Here is a 15,738-nt window from a genome sequence, read left to right as displayed (position 1 = left end):
GGTGGTCCAGCCGCCCATTCTAGCAAACGTACGGCGTTAGAGGATGATGACGGCCAGCGCGTACATGGCCAGCAGGAAGCCGAAGGAGACGGCCGTGTAGACGCCCAGGTAGCGTCCCTTGGAGTGCGGGTAGTCGCGCGCGTAGGCCTTGTAGGTGATCAGCGACGCCATGGAGGCGATCAGCGTGCCCATGCCGCCGATGTTCGTGCCGATGATCAGCGGCACCCATTGGTCGCAGAAGCCGGACAGCAGCAGCGAGGTGGGCACGTTGGAGATGACCTGGCTGGAGACGATGGACACCTCGAGCGGGTGGTCGCCGACGAACATCTCCGCGATGTGGCAGAACTCGGGGACGCGCTTCATGTTGCCGATGAAGATGAAGAACATGATGAAGGTAATCGGCAGGCCCCAGTCGGTGTGGCGGAAGGAACGCGGGTCGCACACGAGCATGACGGCGGCGGTGACCACGCACATGACCCACAGGGGCACGATGTCGCTGACCGCCAGGACGCACACGAGGAAGACGGCCGAGTAGACGGCGATGCGCCAGCCGCGGCGGTCGGCGCCGTAGCCCTTGACGAGGATGCTGTCGGGCTGGTGGCGCGAGGAGTCGGGGGCCAGCACGCCCTTCTCGATGCTGTCGCTGTCCAGGTCGTCGAAGGTGGTGATGCGCTGGCCGCGGAAGACCACGCAGGTGACGAGCACGAGCAGGACGGCGGCAAGCAGCGAGTAGGGGGCCATGATCTCCAGGAAACGCCCGGTGGACATGCCGGTGAGCGCCTTGAAGTAGAGGTTGTGCGCGTTGCCGATGGGCGTGAGCATGCTGCCCGTGTTGGCGCCGACGGTCATGAGGGCGCAGACGAGCACGGCGTGCCGCTCCATGTGGGCCATGGTGAGCACGGACAGGGCGAAGGGCACGAAGGTGAGCAAGGCGACATCGTTGGTGATGAGCATGCTCGAGAAGAAGGTCAGCGAGATGAGCGTGAGCACCAGGCCGCGGGCGGTGTGCACGCGGCGCAGGAGGCTGGCGCCGATCCTGCGGAAGACACCGATGCGCTGGAAGCCGACGACGACGAGCATGAGGCAGCACAGCTGGCTGATGGTGCTCACGTGCACGTAGCCGCCGTATTCGCCGTCCGGCGGCACGATGAAACAGGAGATGAGGGCCAGGAGCGTGGCCACCACCAAGATGGTCTCGCTTCGTACGAAAGTCAGCGCGCGTTGCCTCATCCAGCCTCCAGCAGTGAACGGCTTCAACGGCACCATCCTACACGCAGGGCAGCCGCTGCAGGCCCCCTGCCGTGTCACGTTCCCGACCGTCCGGAGCCTTGCGGCTTGCGGGCTGCGGGCTGCCGCGCCGACCGTTTCACGGACGGTCGGCGAATGGTCAGCCGGCTGCGTTGCCGAAGATGCGCGACTGGAGCGCCTTGCGTTCCCGCTCGGTGTCGGTGACCACGGCGAGCAGTTCGATGCGTTCCTGCATATCGGTGGCACGCTGTGCCTGGTGCTTGGCGGCGTCGATGCGCCGCAGGTAGCCCACGTCCAGCAGGCGGGCCATGAGCTGGTTCGCGTACTGACGCTGGGAGAGGGTCGCCTCGGCGAGCGTGGGGTCCTCCTCGGCCTGGCTGGGGGTTTCCTGGGCGAGCAGCGGCAGGGGCATGACGGCCAGCTCGGTGATGGTGGAGGAGAGCATGGGGCCTGCCGCCTTGGTGAGGTTGTGCATCCACAGTCCCTTGGGCATGGCTTCCTGGGGCGGGCCGCCGGCGACCTCGACCGCCTGGAAGAGCGTCTGGAACACCGGCGTCTGGAAGCAATGCACGGTCAGCGCCCGGTACAGTTCGCCGTTGATGGCGCGCGGCAGTTGGATGAGGGTGGCCATGAACTGCTGTTCGCAGATGAACACCGCGTCCGCGATGCGGTGGAAGGTCTGGCTGCGTTCGTTGCCGCGCTCGATGGCGCGCATCTGCGCATCCGTCAGGCCGCCCTTGTCCTGCGACGGCTCGCTGAAGCGGCGGCGGCGCTGGGCGTAGGCGTCCTCGTCGCGGACATGCTCGCGCCGGCGCGCCTGACGTACCTCCTGCTGCATCACCTCGAGGTCCACGCCGATGCGGCGGGCCTCCTTGCGTGCGTACATGTCCCACAGGGACTTGTCGCGGATGCGGGCGATGAGCGGGGCGACGGCCTTGACCGCACCCATCTGACCGGTGGTGTAGGAGGTGTCGAAACGGCGGATGGCGGAGTCCATCACGAAGTCGAACAGGGGCGTGGCGCCGCGGATGAGCGCCTGCAGGGCGGTGTCTCCGCGCTGCAGGCGCAGGTCGCAGGGATCGAGGTTGTCGTCCGCGACGGCCACGAAGGTCTGCGAGAGGAAGGCGGTGTCCAGGCCGAAGGCATGCAGGGCCGCCTTCTGGCCGGCGGCATCGCCGTCGAAGGTGAAGACGACGCGGCTGCTCAGCGGCTGGCCCTCGACACGGGTGGGGCCCACGAGCTGCACGACGGCGCCCAACGAGTCGTCGGCCACCAGGCGGCGCACGATCTTGGCATGCTCCTCGCCGAAGGCCGTGCCGCAGGTGGCCACGGCGGTGTCCACGCCGGCCAGGTGCATGGCCATGACGTCCGTGTAGCCTTCCACGACCACCACCTGGCGCTTGGCGACGATGGCCGGCTTGGCCAGGTCGATGCCGTAGAGCACCTGGTTCTTGTGGTAGAGCTGGGTGTCCGGCGTGTTGATGTACTTCGCGCCGATCTGGTCGTCGTCATAGAGCTTGCGGGCGCCGAAGCCCAGGGTGCGGCCCGTCGAGTCGCGGATCGGCCAGGTGGCGCGCCCGCGGAAATAGTCGTAGATGCCACGCTGGCCCTGGCGTGCCAGGCCGGCGTCCAGGAGCTCCTGGTGGGTGAAGCCTTGGTCGGCCAGGTGGCGCACCAGGTTGTCCCAGCCGCGCGGCGCGTAGCCGCAGCCGAACCGGGTGCAGTCGGCCTGCGAGAAGTCACGGCCGGCGAGCATCTGACGTGCGGGCAGCGCCTCCTCGGTCATGAGCTGGGCGGTGAAAAAGCGCTGGGCGGCCTCGTTCGCCTCGAGCAGTCGCGTGCGCTTGGATCCCTGGTGCTTGGCGGGGGTGTCGCCCGCCACGTAGTGCAGTTCGATGTGGCAACGGTCCGCCAGGTATTCCACGGCGTCGCGGAAGTCGAGGTTCTCGGATTCCTCGACATACTTGAAGACGTCGCCGGAGCGGCCGCAGCCGAAGCAATGCCACACGCCCATGGAGGGTCGCACGGAGAAGCTGGGCGTCTTCTCATCGTGGAAGGGGCACAGTCCGGTGAAGGAGCCCAGCCCCGAGGGCTTGAGCGTCACGTCCGCGGACACGATGTCATACAGGTCCGCCGCGTTGCGTACTTTCTCGATGTCTTCCTTCACGATCATGCCTGCCATGGGGCAGAAGCATAGCAGCCGGCGGGTGTTTTTCCCAGTGCCGTCGGGTCGGCGACATGGTCATGTCAGGGGCACAGCAGCGTGTGCATGGTCAGTGCTGACGCGTCGGTCAGGCTCGCCACCTGGTCGATCGCCACGCGCAGGCGCGCGCCGTCATCGGCCGCCGCCATCCAATCCTCCAGGAAGACCGGCTGCAAGGCGAGCGCGGCACGGGGAGCGTCGGCCATCATCACATCCACCAAGTCGGTCACGATCCGCTGTTCCCGGTCATGCATGGGGGATTGTTCGCGCGGCGCCATCACGAAATGCACCGCGATGCCCTTGAGCGCCAGGATCTCGTAACGAATGGCCTCGGGCACAACCAGGTCCGCATCGTAGCGCACCAGGGGCCCTTCGCCGTAGCGTGCGCGCGTCGCGGCCTCCACCGACGACGCGAAGTGGCCGATCAGCGCACTGGTCACGTTCTTGAGCTGTGCCAGGGCGCGCCGGGAACCGTCGAAGCGTTCCGGGAAGGCGTGTGCCTCCGTGAGCCTGGCGAAGGCGTCCAACAGCCCGTCCCGTTCCCATTGGGGGCCGTACCAGGCGCGCACGTCGTCCGCGATGGCGTCCAGCACCCGCGGTTCGCGCAGCCGGTCGGGCGTGAAGGAGCCCAGCGCGATGGCATCCTCCACGTCGTGCACGCTGTAGGCGATGTCGTCGGACAGGTCCATCACCTGGCATTCGATGGGCATGCGGCCGGCGGGCGCCCCCTCCTTGAGCCACGTGAACACGGGCAGGTCGTCTGGATACACCCCGAACTTGGTGCCGCGTTCGCCCTTGGGATGCTGCGCGGCCTGCGCCAGCGTCCACGGGTATTTCACGGAGGCGTCCAGGCAGGCGCGCGTCAGGTTCACGCCGGCGCTGCGGCCGTCGGGGAAACAGACCTTCGGTTCGAGGCGGGTGAGCAGGCGCAGGGTCTGCGCATTGCCTTCGAAACCGCCGATGTCCGCGGCGATCCGCGCTAGGGCGCGTTCGCCGTTGTGTCCGAAGGGCGGGTGTCCCAGATCGTGGGCCAGGCAGGCGCAGTCCACCACGTCGGGGTCGCAGCCGAGCATCTCGGCGACCTGCCGGCCGATCTGCGCCACTTCCAGCGTGTGGGTCAGGCGGGTGCGCGCGAAGTCGTCGGTGCCCGCCACGAGGATCTGGCTCTTGGCGCCCAGCCGGCGCAGCGCGGAGGAATGGATGAGGCGGGCACGGTCGCGTTCGAAGGGCGTGCGCGTCGTGGATTTCGGCGGCTCCGGCGCCCACCGGTCCTCGTCGCGGACAGTGTATCGAGCGCCCATGGCCGCCTCCCTCGAAAAAGTCGTCAGAGCAGGCTGTCCGGCTCGAGCATCGCCAGGTCCCGCCCGTCAAGCACATCGTAGGCATGCAGGTACAGGCGCGGGACGCGGTTGCGCAAGCAGGTGAAGATCTCGTAGCTGATGGTGTCGGCCGCGCGCGCCCAGTCGTCGGCGGTGGGTTCCGCGAAGGCCTCCCCCCGTCCCGGCCCGAACAGTTCGACGGTGTCGCCGATGCGCACGCCCAGGTCCTGCGCGGAGCCATGCAGGTCGATGATGAACTGGTCCATGCACACCCGGCCGCTCACACGGGCCAGCATCGGCCCCTGGGTCGTCATGAGGCGCAGGGGGCCTCCGGCATGGTCCACGTGACGCGCGCCCGCCTCGTCGAAGCCCGAGGCCGAACGGTGGATGCCGTCCGCATAGCCCACTGGCACGATCGCCACGGAGGTGTCGCGGTCGGTCACGTATACGCGGCCGTAGGACAGGCCCTCCCCCGCCCGCACGTCCTTGACGGAGCTCAGCTGTGCCTGCAGGGTCATGGCGGGACGCAGCCCGTACTGCGAGGGCGTGCCCATCGCCGGGTCGGCCTCGTATCCGTACAGCGCCACGCCCGGGCGCACCAAGTCGTAGTGGAGCTCCGGGCGCCCCAGGGTCGCGGCCGTGTTCGCCAGGTGGCGGATGCGCGGCGTCAGGCCGGCCGCGGCCAGCTCCTCGGTGAAGCGTTCAAAGCGCTCCACCTGCAGGTCGGTCTGGCGCACGAAGTCGGGGTTGTCCGGCGCGTCCGCCACCGCCAGGTGGCTCCACTGCCCCACCAGCTCGAAGGTGCCGTCCTGCACCAGCGGACGCAGCCGTTCGATTGCCGCGGGCAGCTGCTCCAGCGTGAAGCCATTGCGCCCGAAGCCGGTGTCGACCTTGACATGCACGCGCGCCGGCTTGCCTGCCTCGCGCGCCGCCTGCGCGATGCAGTCGATGGCCGTGAGGGTCGCCACGGACAGGTCCACGTCCAGGTCGATGAGTTCGCGGTACGGCGCCTGCAGCGGATTGTTCACCCAGGTCAGCACGTGCGCGCGGTCCGCGTCGATGCCGGCGCGCCGCAGCAGGAGCGCTTCGCGCGCCTGCGCCACGCCCAGCCAGGTGGCGCCGCCGGCCAGGGACGCCAAGGCCACCGGCAGCAGGCCATGGCCGTAGGCGTCGGCCTTCACCACGCCCATCACGTCGGTGCGGCCACCCTCGCGGTTCACGACATCCACCAGGCGGCGCATGTTGTCGCGGATCGCGGCGAGGTCGACGATCACCTGCGCCGGGTAGGCCTGCAGGGCCTTGCGGTAATGCTCCTCCCCTTCGGGGGAGGAAAAGGACCAGTCAGTGGATGCGGTTGCGGTCATGGGTGCCATTGTCCCTCGTCTCCCTGACCTACCACTCATGCCGTTGGTAGGCGATGCGCGTGGTGTCCGTATCGCGGTCTGTCAGCTGGATCAGGCCGCAGCGGGCGAAGCCGCAGGATTCCAGCACGTGCTGCATGGCCTTGTTCCTGGCATGCGTGTCCACGCGCACGTTGCCATAGTGCTTGAGCGCCCATTCAAGGCAGTCGCGGGCGGCATGGCGCACCAGGCCGGAGGATGCGACGCGATGGAGCGTGACATAGGTGTCGTCGTCCAGCCAGGCGCCCTCGATCGGCTCGTAGGTGGGGTCGACGCCCGTGCACACCGCGAACTGCGCCAGGATGCGCTCACGGCCGCCCACGTTGTCCACGTAGAGCATGAGGCGGTGCTGTGCGATGTCGTCCAGAGTCACCTCGGGCCGGGGGAAGGTCCTGCCCCACTGGGTGGGGTTGCCGTTGCGGGCCATGACTTCCCGACCGTGTTCATAGATTCGCTCGACCTGCGGGTAATCCTGCATGGTGGCGTGACGGAAGCGCCGTGTGGACGTGCCAGTCATCCTGCTCCTCGGACCTTGCGATGTGTCAGTGAAAACAAAGCGGCACCGATGCGGCGCCGCTCCTGTTGCGAACCTAGCACGCCGTATGCACTTCGCGGTGCCGGCGCCCCGGGATCTCAGACGACCTTGCGCTCGAAGGGGTCGGAGCTGATGCCGGCGTCCAGGATGTCGCGCGCCCACTCCTTGGCGGTGAACAGGCTGTGGTCTCGGTAGTTGCCGCAGCTTTCGACGGTGGTGGCGGGTACGTCCTCCCACGTGGCGTCGTCGGCGATGAACTCGAGGGACTCCTTGAGCGCCTTCGCCACGTCCTCGGTGGAGTGCTCGCCCCAGGTCAGCAGGTGGAAGCCCGTGCGGCAGCCGAAGGGCGAGCAGTCGATGTAGCCGGGGATGCGCTCGCGCAGCAGCACGGCGATGGTGTGTTCGATGGTGTGCAGGCCGCCGGTGGGGATCGCGTTCTCGTTGGGCTGTACCAGGCGCAGGTCGTAATTCGAGATGACGTCGCCGTTGGGGCCGGTCTGCGTATCGATGTAGCGCACGTAGGGCGCCTTCACCTTGGTGTGGTCCAGCTCGAAGCTCTCCGGCATCGGCTTGCGTTCCTCGCTCATGGCATTGCCTTTCTCGTTCATGGGCATGGTGGGTACCACTGTAGTGCGTGTCATGCCGCCGGCATGAACGACGGTGTCGCCCCGGCGTGACGGAACCGAAAATGCTCGCCGTCTCGAATCGTGAGACAATGGCGCCGTTCTTCTCCTCCTGGAGAACAAAAACCGCCGATATTCCACACTTCTTCCTACACTCAAAGCCAACACGCCATGGCACGGCCACAAGCCCACATGCCGGACGACCCCAGGAAGGACCCGGACAGGGACCGGCGCACACCCCGCGCACGCCCCTCGCCCCTGCATCCTTTCCGGACCACCATACGTTTCCGCCGTTTTCGTGTTTTCCAAAGGACCATCCATGGCAACTTTCGTGCAGGATACCGATGTCCGTTCCGGCCCCGACCGCGTGATCAGCACGCCCGGCGTCGCCAAGCAGGTCGAGCGCTACCTCGAGGACTACCGTCGCCCCGTCATCATCACCGGCGAGCGCTCCGCCGCCGCCTTCCTCGACTACGTGGGCGAGCGCGAGTTCTTCGCGCCCATCCTGCGCTACGACGGCACCTCCTCGGAACGCAACGCGCGCGAACTCGCCGAACAGGCCAAGGCGCTCGACGCCGACGTGATCGTGGCGATCGGCGCCGGCAAGCTGAGCGACACCGCGAAGAACACGGCGGAGTTCCTGGACCTCGACCTGGTGATCGTGCCGACCCTGGCCTGCGCCTGCGCCGCCTACTCCCCCTTCTCCGTGAACTACGACGACCAGCACCGCTACCTAGGCATACCCATCCACCCGCGCAACAGCCAGGTGCTGCTCATCGACTCCGCGCTCATCGCACGGGCCGGCGCCGACAAGCTCGTCGGCGGCATCGGCGACACCCTCGCCAAGTGGTACGAGTCCACCCCCGTCTTCGAACAGGCCGGCGACGTGACCGTCTTCGACCGGCTGAGCCACGAATCGGCGCGCCTGGTGCGCGACCTGCTGCTGACCGAGAGCGTGCCCGCGCTTGAGGCGGTGCGCGCCGGCGACTACGACAACGACCATGTGCGCACGCTCATCGACACGATCATCGGCCTGGCCGGCTGCGTCGGCGGCTTCGGCGGCGTGCGGGCGCGCGAGTCCGGCGCGCACTCCGTGCACGACGGCCTGACGCGCGTGCCCGGCTCGGCCGAGTCGATGCACGGCGAGAAGGTCGCCTACGGCGTGCTCGTGCAGCTGCTCACCGAAGGCAAGGAGGACGAGGCGCGCAAGCTGCTGCCCTTCTTCGCGGCGGTCGGCCTGCCGACCAGCTGGCGCCGGATGGGCCTCGACTTCACCGACGAGCACCGGCGCACCGTGGCCGACTTCGCCTCGGCTCCCGAGTCCCCATACCACGCCGCCGTGCCCGGCGTGACCAGCGAGCAGATCATCGAGGCGATGGAGACACTTGAGGCGATGTGATTGCGCCTCTCACGAGCTTGAGTTGTCAGCAAAAACGAAGTTGAGTTTCACCTCCGGATCGATACTTAGAATGATCGAGGTATAGAACGATTTTGCCTGCTCCTTGAGCAGATCGATGTTCTCCTCGAGATATGACTGCTTGGTCTTGTCATTGAGGATTTCATTGATCATCTCCGCAGTATCGATCTGGGGAGTGCCGAAACTCATGACGCCATTGGTTTCCACAATGACGCGGTATTCGGGATTGTCATATCCGATGAACTTGAATTCCGGAATCTCGATGGTGAAGATCTTTCCTTCTTGGTGGAGAATGCGCGCATCCTTCCCCTCAAACCCCAATTTGACGTCGAAAGTGTACTGGATGAATTTCGCCCGGTCCGTCCCCGGGATTTCCATCGAGAAGAAATGACCACTTGTCTCTTGCGACTTGATTCCAGTAATACCCAGGCGCAAGAGGGACACTTCTTCCGTGCGTTGCAAGGCACGGACGACTTGGGTATCCGTGGATTCGGGCTTGCCCTTGAGGAATTCAGGAACCGCCCACGGACACAGCGCAAAGAAACCACTGGCAAGGAGCACTGTTCCTATCACAGAAAGAATGCAGGTGAGCGTCACTGCCGACTTGGTGCTCAGCTTGCGTTTCACTAACTTGACAATAGGGTTTTCCTGTTTTTGATTCACTTTGATCGCCCTCCTTGGTGCCGCTTCTCTTTCGTTCAGAACGATAGCAACAAATCAGGGGGGGGGGGCAAGTTTCGTCCCATGCACACCAAACTGGAGGATCGCCCGGCTGCGCCGGAAGCATGATTCGCCATCATCGGGTGAGTGCCATGCACATCTCCGATACGCTGGAGGCATGTCATTCTTGATTATCTTCCTGGTCGCGCTGGCCGTCAGTGCCGTCGGCTTCAGGCGCTACATCTGGTTCATCTCCATCGGCTACGGGTTCTCCATCGCCGCCATCGGCGCCGCACTGCTCGTTATGTTCGGCGTACAGGGGCGCCTCAGCGTCATCCCCATCATCATGAGCGCACTGCTCATCGTGTACGGCCTGCGTCTGGGCATCTACCTGCTCGTGCGCGAGTACCGCAGCGCTTCCTACCATCAGGTCATGCAGGACGCCATCGACAACGGCGAACACGTCACGCTGCCGCTCAAGCTGCTCACCTGGGTCGGCTGCGCCCTGCTCTACGCCTGCGAAGCCTCCCCCGTCCTCTTCCGTCTGGACAACCACGCGGGCACGGACGTCATGGGCATCGTCGGCGCCGCGGTCATGGCCGGCGGCATCATCCTCGAATCCGCGGCCGACTTCACCAAGAACCGCTTCAAGCAGCAGCACCCCGACCGCTTCTGCGACGTCGGCGTCTTCCGCCTCGTGCGCTGCCCGAACTACCTGGGCGAGGTGATCACATGGATCGGCGTCTTCCTCTCCGGCGTGACCGTCTTCGACAACGCATGGCAGTGGATCGCAGCCATCGGCGGCTTCGTGTGCATCACGTGGATCATGTTCGGCGGCGCCCGTCGCCTCGAACTGCGCCAGAACAAGGAGTACGGCGACGACCCCGCATACCGGCACTACTCCAAGCACACCCCGATCCTCATCCCCTTCATCCCGCTGCATAGCCTGGCCAACGAGAAGTGGCTCATCGGCTGACCTGACCTCCAGCCGCCCGCACCGCCCCGCAGTGCGGGCGGCTTTGTCATGCCCGTGGACGCATCGGTCTCGCCGCTCTCTGCCTGACGGGCGCACGATTGGCCGGTCTGGAGGACCTATCTGCCTTAAGTGCGTGAATCCGGGCGCCGTCAGAGATCTATCTGCCTTAAGTGCGGTTGCCGCGCAGCAGCCATGTATCCAGCATGCGCCGTTAAAGAACCGACAATACGCCAAGCGGCAAAACAATGAGACAATTAAAAAGAAAAACAATAGTCGACAGATGATACGGACGTCCCCGGACCGCACTTAAGGCAGATAGACCTCTGACGGCGCCCGGATTCACGCACTTAAGGCAGATGGGTGTCCAACATCTTGCCCACGCGGTTGTCGTCGAGGAACACATACCCATGATGGGGGTAGAACAACCTGGATTCCCAATACGTGGTCGGATCGCCCAGATGCGCCAGTACGCGCGCGCAACCTCGGGCACGCGCGTACTTCTCCGCCTGCAGGAGCAGGTCCGAACCGATGCCCTGCCTCTTGCATTGCGGTTTCACATAGAGACGATGGAGCACTGCATCCCCACTGTCCGCCATGACGCAGCCCAAGGAGCCGACCACACGGCCACCCTCGTCCAAGGCAAGCCAGAAAGCGCCGCCGACGGCACGATAATGGCCTTCGACGTCGAGCAGGTCCTCGTTGAGTCGGGGAATGCGTCCCAGGGCATCCTACAGCACCATGAAGATCATGTCGTCGCCGTACTGCGGATCGTAGTCGATGATGGTGGCCATGGCACCTTCAACGCGCGCAGCACGGCCTTGTGTCCATCGCTGACGCGGAAGGATTCGCAGGCCTTGCGGATGGTGCGGTTGTGGGTCCAGGCGTCAAGCCGCCGCCCCTCGAGCACCGGCAGCGTGGCGTTCCATTGCCTGGCGAGCGCGGTGGCGAGGTACCAGGCGCGGGCCATGTTCACGTAGTAGTCGTCCGAGGCGATGCGCACGACCATGTCGAGGTGTGCCGGTTCGAAGCGTTCGTCGAGGAAATCCGCCATGAGCTCCACGACCGCGTAGCGCACCGTGTACGGCGAGCGGCTGGCACTCCATCGTGCCAGCCGCTCCAGGATGGCTTCATCGTCGGCACCGCGGCGCCGGAAGGCCTTCACGCGGATGATGTCGGTCACGGCCCAGTTGTCCGCGTGGGGTAGGAAGGCGTCGAGCAGGGCGAAAGCCTCCTGTTCGTCGCGTGCCACCTCGCCGATGAGGATGGCGTGCAGCATGTTCTCCTCGAACCATCGGTGCGGCAGGTCGTCGAGGAATTCGTCCACCGTCGTGGCATCCGACCGCAGCAGGTCCTTGGCGAGCGCCCGGAGTCCGGGCACGCGGATGCCGATCATCGAGTCCGGATCCACGGTCGGCACCGACCGCGCGTTGAACTGCCGGTATGCGGGGTCGGCCATGGATTCGAGACGGCGGCGCAATGCCAGGGTTCCTGTGCTCATGCGGCCCAGTTTAGCGGCGTGGCCGGGGTTGCCGCGGCGTTGTCCTCCATGTCGGCCACCATGCCGAGCGTGGTGGCCGAGGTCACGGTGGTGGTGGGGACGCCGTTGGTGGACAGGCCGATCATCATGAGGAAGAAATTGCGGATCATGGTCGTTTCCTTTCGTGCGGGGCACCGTGGGGGTGTCCGAAGAGCTGATGGTTTCACTCTATGGGGCACGGGAAGGAAAGAGGATAGAGCCGCGGGATGATTGTCTGGCGGCACTCGTCCGCGAGGATGAGGCGCCGGGGCGCAGGAAGGATGACGGCGCCTTCAGTGCTGCCGCACGGCGGGCAGGTAGCGTGCCGGCTTGAGCAGGAAGCCGAGCTTCCAGGCATGGTCGAGCACCCACTGCAGCGCCACCGGCACCGCGTAGGCCGCCACCAGGGCCAGCAGGAAGGCGACCGTCCCGCGCACGGTGCCGTCCATACCCGCGAGCGCCCCGGCCGCCCTGGGCAGGCGCAGCAGGAAGAAGAGCACGCCCAGACAGATGGGGTGCAGCAGGAAGATGCCGATAGTGGACTTGCCGACCGTGTCGAACAGCCGCGAACTGCGGCCTCCGGCGAAGGACGTGGCGAAGATGGACGTGAACCATGCCAGGCCGACCAGCGTGAGGAGTGCCGCACCGACCTTCGTCCCTGCGAAGCCGGACAGCGACACGACCACCGACAGTGCCAGCCACGCCACGCCCAGGATTGCCACGTTGCCGCGCACGGGCGCGACCCCGGCCAGTCTCGACGTACCCAGCAGGCGCGGCAGGAACCGTTCGGCGTGAGCGTGCGTGTGCAGACAGAAGGCCATGCCCAGGCAGAACCAGATCCACGACCCGCACAGTCCCGACAGCACGTACGGCCAGCCGTCCATGGGCAGCGCCACGGCCACCGCCTTGAGGGCGAGCGCCACCGCCAGCAGCACGCCGGCGCCGCACCACGAGCGCAGGGTCGGCGTCACGAGGTACATGAGCAGCAGGATTGGGTAGAAGGCCACGGGACTGACCGGGCTGGTGAAGAGGAAGGTCGCGAGCTGATGCCAGTCGAGCGGCACCTGTCCCAGTCCGGCGTCCACGAGGAGCGTGGCCAGCGTGATGGACAGGAAGGGCACCAGGCACAGGATGAGCTGCCGCCCGACGCATCGCAGCCACATCCGTCCGTCGTCCACGCGCCAGGTGTGCTGGTAGGCGTAGCCGAAGGCCAGGTAGTAGACGGGGATCTGGAAAACGAAGAAGGAGTCCTCGGCACAGCGCAGCAGCGCATTGTCGGCCAGGTAGCCGTGGGCGGCGAGCATGTCGAGCAGGACACCTAGGGCGATGAGGACGGTGGCGGCGATCTCCATGTAGATGACCCACCGTTCCGAGGCGTATCCGCCGTGCCCTTGCGTCGTCGTGCGTCGATTGTCCATGCCGTCCTCCACCGTGTCGCTGACCATACGTGCCCACCGTGCACCCATCGACCCGGCCATGGGTGCGCATATCGCCGTCGGCGCACGAATCGCCGTGGCCACGCACTGGGCAGTGCGGTGCGGCGTTGCTAGACTTGTCGGCTATGACCGGATACGAGGATGACTACACGTTGGACGACGCCTACTACCTGAGCCAGGAGCCGCCCGCCGACGACTACGACGATCCCGGCCATCCGGACGAGGTGCCGCCCGACCCTGCCGACTGGCAGCCGCAGCTGCTGGACCTGCCGCGCAGGAAGATGCCCGAGCCGCTCGACCCGCCGACGCCCGAGGCAGCGCTGAAGACGCTACGCGAATACTTCGGTTACGAGGACTTCCGTCCCGGCCAGGCAGAGCTCATCGAGGCGATCCTGGACGGCCGTGACGTGCTGGGCGTGATGCCGACCGGTTCGGGCAAGTCGGTGTGCTACCAGATCCCCTCCCTGCTGCTGCACGGCATCACCATCGTCATCTCCCCGCTGATCTCCCTCATGCGCGACCAGGTGGACGGCGCCAACGAGATCGGCATTCCCGCCGCCTTCGTCAACACGACGCAGTCGCCTGCCGAGCAGGAACGCGTGCTGGACGCCGCCTACGCCGGCGAGGTGAAGCTGCTGTACGTGGCGCCGGAACGCCTGGAGACGCAGCGTTTCCGCAATTTCGCCGCGCGCGCGGACATCGCGCTGATCGCCGTCGACGAGGCGCACTGCGTCTCGCAGTGGGGCCAGGATTTCCGATCCTCCTACCTGGGCATCGGCGAGTTCATCGCATCCCTGCCCGACCGTCCGACGGTGGCCGCCTTCACGGCGACCGCGACGCAGCGCGTCCGCGAGGACATCGTGCACCTGCTGGGCCTGCGCGACCCGCTCGTGCTGGTCACCGGCTTCGACCGGGAGAACCTGTACTTCGACATGCTGGAACTGGCCAACCGCGACAAAGCGAACTGGATCGCCCGCGCGGTGGCGGCCCGCCCCGGCGAGTCGGGCATCATCTACTGTTCCACGCGCAAGGTCACCGAGGAACTGGCGGCCACGCTCAACGTCCTGGTGCCGCAACTGGCGCGCGCCGCAGGCAGGGACGGCTTCGACCCCGGCATGCCGGTGGCCGTCGCCTACCATGGCGGCATGCCGGCCGCCCAGCGCGAGCAAGCGCAGCGTGACTTCGTGACCGACCGCGTACCGCTGGTGGTGGCGACGAACGCCTTCGGCATGGGCATCGACAAGTCGAACGTGCGCTACGTGATCCACCACAACATGCCGGAAAGCATCGAGGCCTACTACCAGGAGGCGGGACGTGCGGGCCGTGACGGCGAGCCGAGCCGATGCACACTGCTGTGGAACGAGTCCGACATCGTCACCCGGCGGCGCCTGCTGGACAACGCCGGCACCAACGAACGGCTGAGCGCCGACGAACAGGAGATGGTGCACCGCTCCAAGCTGCGGCTGCTGGACGCGATGATCGGCTACTGCCGCACCACCGAATGCCTGCACGCCTACATGACCCGCTACTTCGGCCAGGCGTTGGAGAAGGCCGGGGACACCTGTACAGGCGGCTGCGTGAATTGCGAAAGCACCTTCCAGACCGTGGACGTCACCGCCGTCGCGCAGTCGGTCAGCCGCTGCGTGCACGACCTGGGGCAGCGTTTCGGCACAGGCAAGGTGGTCGCGGTGCTGCGCGGCTCGAAGGCGCAGGACATCCTCAACCGCGGCTTGGATCGCGTCCCCACCTACGGCATGCTCGCCAAGGTGGGCGAACCGCAGATCCGCGACGTGATCGGCCAGATGGTGGCCGACGGCTTCCTGTTCGTGGCACCGGGGCGCCTGCCGCTGCTGCAGTTCGGCAGGCGCGCCGCGGAGACGGCGGCCCCCGGCTTCCACTACGAGGTCAAGCGCACCAAGCGCAAGAGCGAACGCAAGCCGCGCACCGCGGCGCGACGTGCCCAGCGGGCCCCGCGGAAGGCGCCGTCGCTCGCGTCCTTCACGCCCGTGGTCACGGATTCCGTGCCGACGACGGCCGCCTCTGTGATCGATGACACTGCGACGGCGCAGGCCATGGCCGAGACCGTGTTCCCCGAACCCGCCTGCCAGGAACCGGAGCCGACGCCGTTGGGCGCCAACGGCCTGAGCGACGACGACCTCTTCGAGCGCCTGCGCCAGGTGCGCCTGGACATCGCACGTGAGATCTCCAAGCCCCCGTACATCGTCTTCTCCGACCGTGCCCTGCGCGACATGGCCTCCCGGCGCCCCGCCACCGACGAGGAGTTCCTCGAGGTCAACGGCGTGGGCGCCAGCAAGCTGGAGAAGTATGGGGAGCGCTTCATGGCCGCGATCCGTGAGTTCGAGAACCAGTAGTACGGTCTGCTTCGCCCCTGCCTTTGGCTCGCT

General features: G+C 66.4%; 14 protein-coding genes. 3 read left to right on the top strand and 11 right to left on the bottom strand.

Going from position 1 to position 15,738, the window contains the following annotated elements:
- Positions 1 to 36 precede the first annotated feature (36 nt).
- The 6 genes from BCUN_RS09760 to BCUN_RS09735 form a co-directional block, all read right to left on the bottom strand.
- Positions 37 to 1,230 (bottom strand): SLC13 family permease, encoded by a 1,194-nt coding sequence (locus BCUN_RS09760; protein WP_033516326.1) that lies wholly within the window; start codon positions 1,228 to 1,230, stop codon positions 37 to 39.
- 157 nt (positions 1,231 to 1,387) lie between these two features.
- Complete coding sequence (gene dnaG, locus BCUN_RS09755; protein WP_033516325.1) at positions 1,388 to 3,430, bottom strand: DNA primase; 2,043 nt, start codon at positions 3,428 to 3,430, stop codon at positions 1,388 to 1,390.
- Between the two features lie 65 nt (positions 3,431 to 3,495).
- Positions 3,496 to 4,752, bottom strand: coding sequence for a deoxyguanosinetriphosphate triphosphohydrolase (locus BCUN_RS09750; protein ID WP_033516324.1), 1,257 nt, complete (start codon positions 4,750 to 4,752; stop codon positions 3,496 to 3,498).
- A 23-nt stretch (positions 4,753 to 4,775) separates the two neighbouring features.
- Positions 4,776 to 6,134: an alanine racemase gene (gene alr, locus BCUN_RS09745; RefSeq protein ID WP_033516323.1), complete on the bottom strand. Its 1,359-nt coding sequence runs from the start codon at positions 6,132 to 6,134 to the stop codon at positions 4,776 to 4,778.
- A gap of 28 nt (positions 6,135 to 6,162) precedes the next feature.
- Positions 6,163 to 6,687 carry a GNAT family N-acetyltransferase gene (locus BCUN_RS09740; RefSeq protein ID WP_033516322.1) on the bottom strand — a complete coding sequence of 175 codons (525 nt, stop codon included), beginning with the start codon at positions 6,685 to 6,687 and terminating at the stop codon, positions 6,163 to 6,165.
- Positions 6,688 to 6,803: 116 nt separating this feature from the next.
- A complete protein-coding gene (locus BCUN_RS09735) occupies positions 6,804 to 7,292 on the bottom strand; it encodes an S-ribosylhomocysteine lyase (RefSeq protein ID WP_033516337.1) in 489 nt (162 codons plus the stop codon).
- A 355-nt stretch (positions 7,293 to 7,647) separates the two neighbouring features.
- Here BCUN_RS09735 and BCUN_RS09730 point away from each other — a divergent pair, with 355 nt between their 5' ends.
- Positions 7,648 to 8,727 carry an iron-containing alcohol dehydrogenase family protein gene (locus BCUN_RS09730; protein WP_081895666.1) on the top strand — a complete coding sequence of 360 codons (1,080 nt, stop codon included), beginning with the start codon at positions 7,648 to 7,650 and terminating at the stop codon, positions 8,725 to 8,727.
- A 9-nt stretch (positions 8,728 to 8,736) separates the two neighbouring features.
- Here the strand turns inward: BCUN_RS09730 and BCUN_RS09725 are convergent, their stop codons facing one another.
- Positions 8,737 to 9,408 carry a hypothetical protein gene (locus tag BCUN_RS09725; RefSeq protein WP_033516321.1) on the bottom strand — a complete coding sequence of 224 codons (672 nt, stop codon included), beginning with the start codon at positions 9,406 to 9,408 and terminating at the stop codon, positions 8,737 to 8,739.
- Between the two features lie 175 nt (positions 9,409 to 9,583).
- On the opposite strand from BCUN_RS09725, the gene BCUN_RS09720 reads away from it, so the two are divergent.
- Positions 9,584 to 10,381, top strand: coding sequence for a DUF1295 domain-containing protein (locus BCUN_RS09720; protein ID WP_033516320.1), 798 nt, complete (start codon positions 9,584 to 9,586; stop codon positions 10,379 to 10,381).
- Positions 10,382 to 10,728: 347 nt separating this feature from the next.
- Here the strand turns inward: BCUN_RS09720 and BCUN_RS12660 are convergent, their stop codons facing one another.
- From BCUN_RS12660 to BCUN_RS09705, 4 genes are all read right to left on the bottom strand, one after another.
- Positions 10,729 to 11,073, bottom strand: coding sequence for a GNAT family N-acetyltransferase (locus tag BCUN_RS12660; RefSeq protein WP_274518389.1), 345 nt, complete (start codon positions 11,071 to 11,073; stop codon positions 10,729 to 10,731).
- Positions 11,074 to 11,126: 53 nt separating this feature from the next.
- Positions 11,127 to 11,879: a DNA alkylation repair protein gene (locus BCUN_RS09710; RefSeq protein ID WP_051921020.1), complete on the bottom strand. Its 753-nt coding sequence runs from the start codon at positions 11,877 to 11,879 to the stop codon at positions 11,127 to 11,129.
- The gene (locus BCUN_RS12470; RefSeq protein WP_156100155.1) at positions 11,876 to 12,028 is read right to left on the bottom strand and encodes a hypothetical protein; all 153 of its coding nucleotides are present in this window, start codon (positions 12,026 to 12,028) and stop codon (positions 11,876 to 11,878) included. Before BCUN_RS12470 ends, BCUN_RS09710 begins: the two co-directional genes overlap by 4 nt.
- 162 nt (positions 12,029 to 12,190) lie before the next feature.
- Positions 12,191 to 13,342 (bottom strand): hypothetical protein, encoded by a 1,152-nt coding sequence (locus BCUN_RS09705; protein ID WP_033516319.1) that lies wholly within the window; start codon positions 13,340 to 13,342, stop codon positions 12,191 to 12,193.
- Between the two features lie 272 nt (positions 13,343 to 13,614).
- Here BCUN_RS09705 and BCUN_RS09700 point away from each other — a divergent pair, with 272 nt between their 5' ends.
- Positions 13,615 to 15,705 carry a RecQ family ATP-dependent DNA helicase gene (locus BCUN_RS09700; RefSeq protein WP_033516334.1) on the top strand — a complete coding sequence of 697 codons (2,091 nt, stop codon included), beginning with the start codon at positions 13,615 to 13,617 and terminating at the stop codon, positions 15,703 to 15,705.
- Positions 15,706 to 15,738: the final 33 nt, after the last annotated feature.

It is taken from the genome of Bifidobacterium cuniculi (genome assembly GCF_000741575.1).
GTDB classification, from domain to species: domain Bacteria; phylum Actinomycetota; class Actinomycetes; order Actinomycetales; family Bifidobacteriaceae; genus Bifidobacterium; species Bifidobacterium cuniculi.
Note: the sequence above shows the minus strand (reverse complement) of the source record. Positions and strands in the feature narration are given on the sequence as shown.